At 64.4% G+C, this 9,053-nt stretch carries 11 protein-coding genes; 5 read left to right on the top strand and 6 right to left on the bottom strand.

Annotated elements, in window-relative coordinates; translation table 11 throughout:
* The first annotated feature begins 576 nt into the window (after positions 1-576).
* Positions 577-984: a hypothetical protein gene (locus tag Q2M23_RS40040; protein ID WP_316398999.1), complete on the top strand. Its 408-nt coding sequence runs from the start codon at positions 577-579 to the stop codon at positions 982-984.
* Here the strand turns inward: Q2M23_RS40040 and Q2M23_RS40035 are convergent.
* The gene (locus Q2M23_RS40035; RefSeq protein ID WP_156436349.1) at positions 961-1,134 is read right to left on the bottom strand and encodes a hypothetical protein; all 174 of its coding nucleotides are present in this window, start codon (positions 1,132-1,134) and stop codon (positions 961-963) included. The two genes, Q2M23_RS40040 and Q2M23_RS40035, sit on opposite strands and share 24 nt — an antisense overlap.
* Positions 1,135-1,235: 101 nt before the next feature.
* A complete protein-coding gene (gene rimO / locus Q2M23_RS40030) occupies positions 1,236-2,561 on the bottom strand; it encodes a 30S ribosomal protein S12 methylthiotransferase RimO (RefSeq protein ID WP_057018697.1) in 1,326 nt (441 codons plus the stop codon).
* Positions 2,562-2,677: 116 nt separating this feature from the next.
* On the opposite strand from rimO, the gene Q2M23_RS40025 reads away from it, so the two are divergent.
* The 3 genes from Q2M23_RS40025 to Q2M23_RS40015 all read left to right on the top strand — a co-directional run bounded on the left by Q2M23_RS40025 (position 2,678) and on the right by Q2M23_RS40015 (position 4,916).
* Positions 2,678-3,268, top strand: a complete 591-nt coding sequence (locus tag Q2M23_RS40025; RefSeq protein ID WP_028332037.1) for an ANTAR domain-containing response regulator — start codon at positions 2,678-2,680, stop codon at positions 3,266-3,268.
* On the top strand, positions 3,265-4,422 hold the full coding sequence (locus tag Q2M23_RS40020; protein ID WP_057018695.1) for a CmpA/NrtA family ABC transporter substrate-binding protein: 1,158 nt from the start codon (positions 3,265-3,267) through the stop codon (positions 4,420-4,422). Before Q2M23_RS40025 ends, Q2M23_RS40020 begins: the two co-directional genes overlap by 4 nt.
* Before the next feature lie 341 nt (positions 4,423-4,763).
* Positions 4,764-4,916, top strand: coding sequence for a hypothetical protein (locus tag Q2M23_RS40015; protein ID WP_016844408.1), 153 nt, complete (start codon positions 4,764-4,766; stop codon positions 4,914-4,916).
* Positions 4,917-4,990: 74 nt separating this feature from the next.
* Here Q2M23_RS40015 and Q2M23_RS40010 read toward each other — a convergent pair whose 3' ends face one another.
* The 4 genes from Q2M23_RS40010 to pxpB form a co-directional block, all read right to left on the bottom strand.
* Positions 4,991-5,407, bottom strand: coding sequence for a hypothetical protein (locus Q2M23_RS40010; protein ID WP_316398998.1), 417 nt, complete (start codon positions 5,405-5,407; stop codon positions 4,991-4,993).
* A 148-nt stretch (positions 5,408-5,555) separates the two neighbouring features.
* The gene (locus Q2M23_RS40005) at positions 5,556-6,329 is read right to left on the bottom strand and encodes a LamB/YcsF family protein (RefSeq protein ID WP_057018693.1); all 774 of its coding nucleotides are present in this window, start codon (positions 6,327-6,329) and stop codon (positions 5,556-5,558) included.
* Between the two features lie 30 nt (positions 6,330-6,359).
* Positions 6,360-7,394 carry a biotin-dependent carboxyltransferase family protein gene (locus Q2M23_RS40000; protein WP_316398997.1) on the bottom strand — a complete coding sequence of 345 codons (1,035 nt, stop codon included), beginning with the start codon at positions 7,392-7,394 and terminating at the stop codon, positions 6,360-6,362.
* On the bottom strand, positions 7,391-8,122 hold the full coding sequence (pxpB, locus tag Q2M23_RS39995; RefSeq protein WP_168856368.1) for a 5-oxoprolinase subunit PxpB: 732 nt from the start codon (positions 8,120-8,122) through the stop codon (positions 7,391-7,393). Before pxpB ends, Q2M23_RS40000 begins: the two co-directional genes overlap by 4 nt.
* A 212-nt stretch (positions 8,123-8,334) precedes the next feature.
* Here pxpB and Q2M23_RS39990 point away from each other — a divergent pair, with 212 nt between their 5' ends.
* Positions 8,335-9,033 carry a ribonuclease activity regulator RraA gene (locus tag Q2M23_RS39990; protein ID WP_057018690.1) on the top strand — a complete coding sequence of 233 codons (699 nt, stop codon included), beginning with the start codon at positions 8,335-8,337 and terminating at the stop codon, positions 9,031-9,033.
* The last annotated feature ends 20 nt before the right edge of the window (positions 9,034-9,053 follow it).

Raw genomic sequence — 9,053 nt, 5'->3', positions numbered from 1 at the left:
ACGGCTGGCCGAGCAGCCAAATCGACGCGCTTATGCCATGGAACCACGCAGCCTGACGGCCTCAGCTTGCCGCTTACAATAGGAATCGAATTGGGGCTGGTTGATCATGGCGCGGCCTAGATCGGCGCTCGTGAACCTGGGGTCGTCAGCCACTCCGTCAGATTGGCTGGGGTCTCGCCTTGCCGGGCTCTCCTGAGCAGGGCTTCTTTTTTGCAGACGGAGAGAGTGCCTTGGCCTGCGAGCGCATGGCCTCGTCGGCTAGGCGTTCTTGCAGTGATTGGGTTTGCTTGAAACGACGCCGCTTGCTGGTCATGGCGTTGCTCCCTGCTGGTGTTGGGCGGAGCGCTAAACCGGGCGATCGCATCACCGATAGATACCCACCGGCCGTGCGGTGATGTTCCGTTAACGAACGGAAGAAGCGGCGTTCCTACGGAGCGGAACCCGGCGCAGTTGCTACCGGCCTGGTGCTGTCCTAGCCTTGTTCGCAGAAGCTCGAAGGTTTCGACCTGAATGTCTCAAAATGCGCATGCCCGTCCTCGGGTGCCCGACGAGTTGGCCGGTGTCCTTCGGCAACTCATGAAGCGCACGGCAATCATCAATGCATTGCTTGCCTTCGTGGGCATAAGCGTGACCTTGTACGTCTACCTCAAGTTTCCAATTCCCTCTGAAATCATCCGTCATGGGCTCGATAGGTTCGGTAAGCCGCTTGAGCCTGAGAACGCTATATCCTACCTCTTCGTTTGCCCGATTTTCCTAGTTTGGCTTGTCTTGATGCCATTGTGGGGAGCCAGGCAGGCAATGAGCATGACTGATGAAGCTGTCGCTAGGGGGCGAGAGACCTTTGCTTGGGTGCGTTGGGCAAAGCCGATCGAGCCGTCCGTTCCATTTTATCAGTTGCTTTGCATTCTCGTCGTGATCTTCCAGATCCTCGTACTCAGCACAACTATCTTCCGTGATGTTTCAGCCGCGCTCGGCAGCTTCTGACGCGATTGTCGCGACAGCAGTCTCCTGCGCGGCCTCGCGCCGATAATCATCGGCGGCCTTCTTTAGCGCGCTCTTGATTTCCTCATCGGTGGCTTGGTCAGCGTGGCGCTCCGCGTTCTCGGCCTGCCTCAAAAGATCTGCTCGGCTCATCGTATTCCTCCTGGACCAACAATTTGTCGGCGACGCTTGAGTTCCGTCTAGCAACGGACGCCGTTTGGTATCCGGGGAGGTCTCGAAGGAGCGGACTGGAGCTAGAATCCGGCGACGCTGCCGTGCAGGTCGTACTGGTCGGAGCGCTCGATCTTGGCGGTCACGATCTCGCCGACCTTCAGCGGGCGGCGGCTGGTGAGGTAGACGGCGCCGTCGATCTCGGGCGCATCGGCCTTTGACCGGCCCTTCGCCACCGTGGGGCCAACCTCGTCGATGATGACCTGCTGGCGGGTGCCGACCTTGCGCTTGAGGCGCCTCGCGGAGATCTTCTGCTGCCGCGCCATCAGCGCATTCCAGCGCTCCTGCTTGATCTCGTCGGGTACGGCATTGCCAATCGCGTTCGACGCGGCACCGGCAACCGGCTCGTATTTGAAGCAGCCGAGGCGATCGATTTCCGCTTCATCGAGCCAGTCGAGCAGATAGGCGAAATCGGAATCGGTCTCGCCGGGGAAACCGACGATGAAGGTCGAGCGCAGCGTCAGCTCGGGGCTCTGCTCGCGCCACTTCTGGATCCGCGCCAACGTCTTCTCCTGCGCAGCCGGGCGCTTCATCGCGCGCAGCACGTCAGGGCTCGCATGCTGGAACGGGATGTCGAGATAGGGCAGCACCTTGCCCTCGGTCATCAGGCCGATGACCTCGTCGACATGCGGGTAGGGGTAGACATATTGCAGCCGCACCCAGGCGCCGAGCTCACCGAGCTCCTTGGCGAGATCGAAGAATTTTGCGCGGACGCTGCGGTCCTGCCACGGGCTCTCGGCGTATTTCAGGTCGACGCCATAAGCCGAGGTGTCCTGCGAGATGACGAGCAATTCCTTGACGCCGGCCTTCACCAGCTTCTCGGCCTCGCGCAGCACGTCATTCGCCGGCCGCGACACCAGATCGCCGCGCAGCTTCGGGATGATGCAGAAGCTGCAGCGGTTGTTGCAGCCTTCGGATATCTTCAAATACGCGTAGTGCCGCGGCGTCAGCTTGACGCCCTGCGGCGGCACCAGGTCGATATGCGGGTTGTGCGCCGGCGGCAGCGCGCGGTGCACGGCGTCCAGCACGCTCTCATATTGCTGCGGCCCCGTGATCGAGAGCACGCCGGGATAGGCGCTTTCGATCTGCTCAGGCTCGGCGCCCATGCAGCCGGTGACGATGACCTTGCCGTTCTCGGCCATCGCCTCGCCGATCGCGGCGAGCGATTCCTGCTTGGCGCTGTCGAGGAAGCCGCACGTATTGACGATGACGATGTCGGCGCCGTCGTGCTTGCGCGCCAGCTCATAGCCTTCCGCGCGCAGCCGGGTGATGATGCGCTCGGAATCGACCAGCGCCTTGGGGCACCCCAAGGACACAAAGCTCACTTTCGGCGCGGCGGCCTCTTGCATATCTCTGATCTGCCTGATGAATGGGCAGGAGCTAGTCCCAATTGCCGAGAATTACAACCCTTTCCCGGCGCTTCCGGCATGATATGGATGCATCTGCCGGGCCTTAAGAGTTGTCGATGAGCGCTGAATCGTCTCCCAAGATCGTCATAGTCGACGAGAGCCCGATCCGAGCGGCCATCCTGGAGGAGGGACTGCGGGAGGCCGGGTATACGGATGTCGTGCATATCAGCGAGATGCAGAGCCTGCTCTCGCGAATCTATGCGCTCGACCCCGAGATCATCGTCATCGACCTCGAGAACCCCAGTCGCGACGTGCTGGAACAAATGTTCCAGGTCAGCCGTGCCGTCCGCCGGCCGATCGCGATGTTCGTCGACCAGAGCGACGCCGCCTCGATCCAGGCCTCGGTCGAGGCGGGCGTCTCCGCCTACATCGTCGACGGTCTCAAGAAGGAGCGGATGAAGCCGATCCTCGATCTCTGCGTCTCCCGCTTCAATGCCTTCGCCAAGCTGCAGGACGAGCTCGACCGCACCAAGCACGCGCTGGAGGAGCGCAAGGTGATCGACCGCGCCAAGGGCATCCTGATGAAGGTGAAGGGGCTGACCGAGGAGGAGGCCTACGTGCTGATGCGCTCGACCGCGATGCGCGAGAAAAAGAAAATCGGAGAGATCGCGCAATCGATCCTGACGGCGTCGGAGCTCCTGAAATGACCACACCATTGCGCATCGGGTTCATTCCGCTGGTCGACGCTGCCGCGCTGATCGTTGCGGTCGACAAGGGATTCGCGGCGGCCGAAGGCCTCGACGTCACGCTGGTGCGGGAAGTGTCGTGGTCGAACGTCCGCGACAAGCTCAACATCGGCCTGTTCGACGCCGCTCATCTGTTGGCGCCGGTGGCGATCGCCTCGAGCCTCGGGCTCGGTCACGTCAAGGTGCCGATCGCGGCGCCCTTCAACCTCGGGCTCAACGGCAATGCCATCACCGTCTCGCCGGCGCTGCACGCCGCGCTGATGGAAGAGATCGACGGCGACCGCTTCGATCCGATGGCAACCGCACAGGCGCTCGCCCGCGTGGTGGCCAAGCGGCGCAAGAGCGGGGCGGAGCCGCTGACCTTCGGCATGACCTTCCCGTTCTCGACCCACAATTACCAGTTGCGGTTCTGGATGGCCGCCGGCGGCGTCGATCCCGATGAGGATGTCCAGCTTGTGGTGCTGCCGCCGCCTTACATGGTCGACAGTCTCGCCAACGGTCATGTCGACGCGTTCTGCGTCGGCGCACCCTGGAATTCGATCGCGGTCGATCTCGGCATCGGCCACATCCTGCACTTCGTCTCCGACATCCTGCTCAGCGCGGTGGAAAAGGTGCTGGCGGTGCGGCAGAGCTGGTCGGAGAAGCATCCCGACATCGTGGCGGCGCTGGTGCGTGCACATCTGCGCGCCGTGGAGTTCATCGAGCGGCCCGAGAACCGGTCCGAGGTCGCGCGCATCCTGGCGCAGCCCGAGCGGATCGGCGTCGATGCCAGCGTCATCCAGCGCACGCTCGATGGCCACCTGAAGATTTCGCCCGACGGCACCATGCGCGAGAGCAATCGCTATTTGCTGGTCGGGCGCGAGGCGGCGGCGCGGCCTGATCCTGGGCAGGCGGCCTGGCTCTATGCGCAGATGGTTCGCTGGGGCCAGGCGCCATACCGGCCGGAAGCGCTGAAGACCGCCATGGCCGTGTTCAGGCCCGATCTCTACGACGCGGCATCGGGTCGCCCGGCCGGCGCCTCCAGCGCCATCGGGGCGTTCGCCGGCCCGCCTTTCGACCCGAGCGACGTTCCGGGCCATCTGGCGGCGTTCAAGATCGGGCGCTGGAAGGCCTGAGCGCGCCGCAGCGGCCGCTTCCGGCGGCACGTGCACGACCGGTGCGTCGTGTTGCCGGGACAGGGATGGGCAACAGGCGCGGCGGCGGCAGCGCCTCGGCTATCGACCTCCGGCTACTTTGCATGGGGTTGTTTTCGAGATTTTCGGTTATCGCGGGACTGGCGCGGGTTCCCGACGCCTCGAATTGCGGCGAATAGGATTCTCGGCCGAGCGCGCGGGAAGGAATATTCCTCTCGGAACCGAGTTCCCGAAGGCGGCGGCATCGCTATTTTTGCCGCCCGCTTGAATCCGGGCGCGAACGATATTCCATGTGTCCGACAATGGGGCGTTGGAGATCGACCATGCGCGAGCTATCGGCGGAGGCCCGCCTGCACCTTTACGCGCGTAACATTTCACGGAAGTCCGGGACCGGAATTCACACGGCGGCGCTGTACAGCGCCTTTGCGGTGATCGCGGCCATCGTGTTCGGCACGCTGTCCGTCCACCCGTTCTGAGTCCTTCGGAACATTCAAAAGCCGCCGTCTGATGTCCTCAGGCGGCGGCTTTGTGTTGGCTGGATGCTGACAGCTCAGTAGCCGTAACCGCGACCATATCCGTAGCCGTAGTCGCCACCGCAGGTGCTGCAGGTCTGCTGAACCGGCGCGTAGTAGGAATAGCCCGGCGAGACCATCTGCACGCGCTCCTGGGTGGCGTATTGCGGCGGAATGCGCTCATAGGCGACGCCTTCGGGCGCGACCATCACCGTCCTCGGCACCATCACGGTGCGATACTGTGCCGGCGTGCGATGCGCGACGACGCGGCCCGGCGCCACCATGACGGTCTCCTGCACCGTGCGATACTGCGGCGGCACGCTCTGCACCTGATAGCAGGTCGTGCACGGCTGCGGCGGCGGCGTATAGCAGCTGTAGCAGCCGGCGGATGCCGCGCTGGTGAAGGCGGCGGTGGCAACCGCGGCAATGGTGAGGGAGAGGCTGGTGCGGAACATGCTTTCGTACCCAATTTCCTAAGAGGACAATCAAAGGCTCGGAAGCTGCACCTAACAATCAAACGGCAAGTTTGGGTTTAAGAAGACTCTTAACGGAATCTAAAGGGCCGGCACGGCGGCCGGCCCTTTTTTGATCGATGTTCGCGGCTTAGTGCGCGGTCTTGAACGGCGCAACGGTGATGCCCGCCTGCTTCAGCGCCTCGCGCAGGCCGCGCGCAATCTCGACGGCGCCACGCGTGTCGCCATGGATGCAGACGGTATCGGTCTGCATCTTGATCACCTTGCCGGTGACCGAGACGACCGCGCCGTCCTGCACCATCCGCACCACACGATCGGCAATCGCCTTGGGATCGTGCAGCACCGCGCCGGGCTTCTTGCGCGACACCAGGTTGCCATCGTCCTCATAGGCGCGGTCGGCGAACACCTCATGCGCCATCCGCAGATTCGCCGCTTCACCTGCGCGCACCAGCTTCGAGTTGGCGAGCACCACGAAGATGAGATTGGGATCGACTGCCTTGATCGCATTGGCGATCGCTCGTGCCGTCATGTCGTCCTCGCAAGCGACGTTGGAAATCGCGCCATGCGCCTTCACATGGGTGACCTTGTGGCCGGCCGCGGTCGCGATCGCCTGCAAAGCGCCGATCTGATAGGCGATCAGGTTCTCGATCTCCGAGGACGTCAGTCCCGGCATCGGGCGGCGGCCGAAGCCGTGCAGGTCGCGATAGCCGGGATGGGCGCCGACGCTGACGCCGCGCGCTTTCGCCAGCTCGACCGTCTTGCGCATGATGTCGGCGTCGCCGGCATGAAAGCCGCAGGCGACGTTGACCGAGGTCGCAAGCTCGATCATCGCGGCATCATTGCCCATTTCCCAGGGGCCAAAGCTTTCGCCGAGATCGCAATTGAGGTCGATAGTTGAAGTCATGACGATCGATCCGTCTGTTGTTGTACAGATTCAGGGTAGCGCAACTTGCCAGGTCGACACATCGACGGCGTTGACGGCCTGACCCGCGACATTCGCATCCCGCAGCGCTTCGATGTTGAGACCAAAATCCTCAATGCCGCGGAGGCGGTCGGGCAGGGAACGCAGCAGCTCGTGGAACTTGATCGCCTCGGCCTGCGCTTCAGCCATCGTCACCGCCTTGAAGCGGAACGGCCGGCCGGCCGAGATCTGCGCGAAGCGACCGAAATCGGCCGTGATCACGGTTGCGATCTTCGGATAGCCGCCGCTGGTGCCGCGGTCCGGCATCAGCACGATCGGCTGCCCGTTGCCGGGCACCTGGATGCTGCCGTTCACGGTGCCGTCGGAGACGATGTTGTGGCCGTCGAGATGCTTGATGGCGGGACCTTCGAGGCGATAGCCCATGCGGTCGCTGGTCGCCGAGATCTTCCACTCGCTGTCGACCAACAGCTCCTTGTGGTCCTCGGCGAACTCGTCGTCCTGCGGGCCGAACAGGATGCGGATCGGCGCATCGGTCGCGGCCGGCAATTCGATGCGGCGTTCGGGCGCGCCGCTTGCGGCCTGCGTCGTCAACTCGTCGCCGCTTTGCAGCGGCCGCGGGTAGGGGCTGCCGAGCCCGGCGCGGGCGTTGACGGCGAGGCTGCCGAACATCGGCTCGCCTTCGATGCCGTGCTCGATCGCGAGATAGCTGAACGAGCCGCCGCGGGCGAAGCCGAGATTGAGCGTCTCACCTTCGGCGAGCGTCGCCGAGCTGTCGAACGCGACCGGCCGGCCGCCGATATCGGCATTGCGCGACGCGCCGGCGAGGGCGACGCGCACCGCGCCCCCGCGCGCGGTGAAGCTGGCGCCGAACGGGCCGATCTCGACCGCGGCGGCGAACAGGTCGTTGCCGACCAGCGTGTTGGCGGCCGCCAGCGAAAGCCGGTCCATCGCGCCGCTCGGCACGAGACCGTAGCGCTGCGAGCCCGGACGACCAGCGTCCTGCACCGAGCTCGCCGGGCCGATCGAGCTGACGACGAGCTTGCTCATGGCGTCACCAGTTCGGCGACGAACTCGCCGGCCTCGGCGGCGCGGTCCTGTTCGGCAAAGGTCTTGGCGTCGATCGCGGTGAAGGTGATGGCGTCGCCCGGCTCCAGCAGGAAGGTCGGATCGCGATGCAACTGGTAGGTTCGCACCGGGGTGCGGCCGAGCAGGTGCCAGCCGCTCGGGCCGGCCAGGCACTGCACGCCGGTCTGGATGCCGCCGATCGAAATGGTGCCGGCCGGGGTCAGGAGCCGCGGATCTTTGCGCCGGGGCATGTGCAGGAACTTCTCCAGTCCGCTGAGATAGGACCAGCCCGGCGTGAAGCCGATCATGGCGACGCGATAGTCGCCGGCGACATGGCGCGCCACGATCTGGTCGGGCGTGGTTTTGAGCGCCTTCGCGACGTCCTCGAGATCGATGCCGTGCTCGCCGCCATAGGTCACCGGGATGCGCCAGCGCCGCGTTCCGGTCTCGGTCGGCGGCGCCTTGGCGGCGCGAGCCAGCAGTTGCGCGCCGAGCGCGTCGAAGCCGATCTGCACGGGGTCGTAATGCACCAGCAGCGACCGGTAGGTCGGCACGGTCTCGGTGATGCCGGCGATCGGCTCGGCGGATATCACGCGGTCGAGCGCCAGCACCCGCCGGTTGGCGGCGTCATCGATGGTGCGGCTGAATTCCACCGTAATGGCGCTGTCGCCACTCGGCAAAAGGCGGGGAGGACTTAAGGGTTCGGCCATTGGGTCAAGCGCTGTCGTCAGCCATCAAGCTAGCGTGTTTCGAGACAAAACGGAATTCGCTTCGTGCAAAATGATGCAGCAACTTCAATAAATTAATCGGCATGCCGGCGATAAATTTGGATGATCGCAGCTTTTTCGCGCAGCCCTTGACGCAAGGCCTTTGCCCGGCAACATGCGCCGGTCTTTTCCTCCCATCGGAGCAAGCTTTCCAGATGTCACTGTCCGCCGAAGCGATCGCGACGCTGTCGCACGTGTCCACCGCCACCATCACCACCGTCCTGCTCAAGAAGGGCCTGCGCAACATCTGGATGCGCGGCACCAAGCCCTTGAAGCCGGAGCAGAAGCGGCTGGTCGGACCGGCCTTCACGCTGCGCTTCGTGCCCGCCCGTGAGGATCTGGCGACGCCGGAATCCTGGTCGTCGCCGATCTCGACCCGCACCGCGATCGAGGCGATGCCGGCGGGCTGCATTGCCGTGGTCGATGCCATGGGCATCACCGATGCCGGCATTTTCGGCGACATCCTCTGCGCCCGCATGGCCAAGCGCGGGGTGACGGCGCTGATCACCGACGGCGTGGTGCGCGACGTCGAGGGCGTGCTCGGCACCGGCCTACCGGTGTGGTGCGACGGCTACGCGGCTCCGCCGTCGGTTGCAGGTCTGACCTTCGTCGGCTGGGGCGAACCGATCGGCTGCGGCGGCGTTGCCGTATTCCCGAACGACGTGGTGGTGGCCGACCAGGATGGCGCGGTGCTGATCCCGCAGGCGTTCCTCGATCACGTGCTGGCCGAGGGGCCGGAGCAGGAACGGATGGAAGCGTGGATCGTCAACGAGGTGAACAATGGCGCCCAGCTGCCCGGCCTGTATCCGATGAATGCCGAGACCAAGGCGCGCTACGCCGCGACCAAGAAATAACGTCAAGAAAGGGAGGTAAC

This window comes from Bradyrhizobium sp. 33ap4, assembly GCF_032654765.1.
Lineage (GTDB): Bacteria > Pseudomonadota > Alphaproteobacteria > Rhizobiales > Xanthobacteraceae > Bradyrhizobium > Bradyrhizobium australafricanum.
This window is presented reverse-complemented; position numbering and strand designations above follow the sequence as displayed.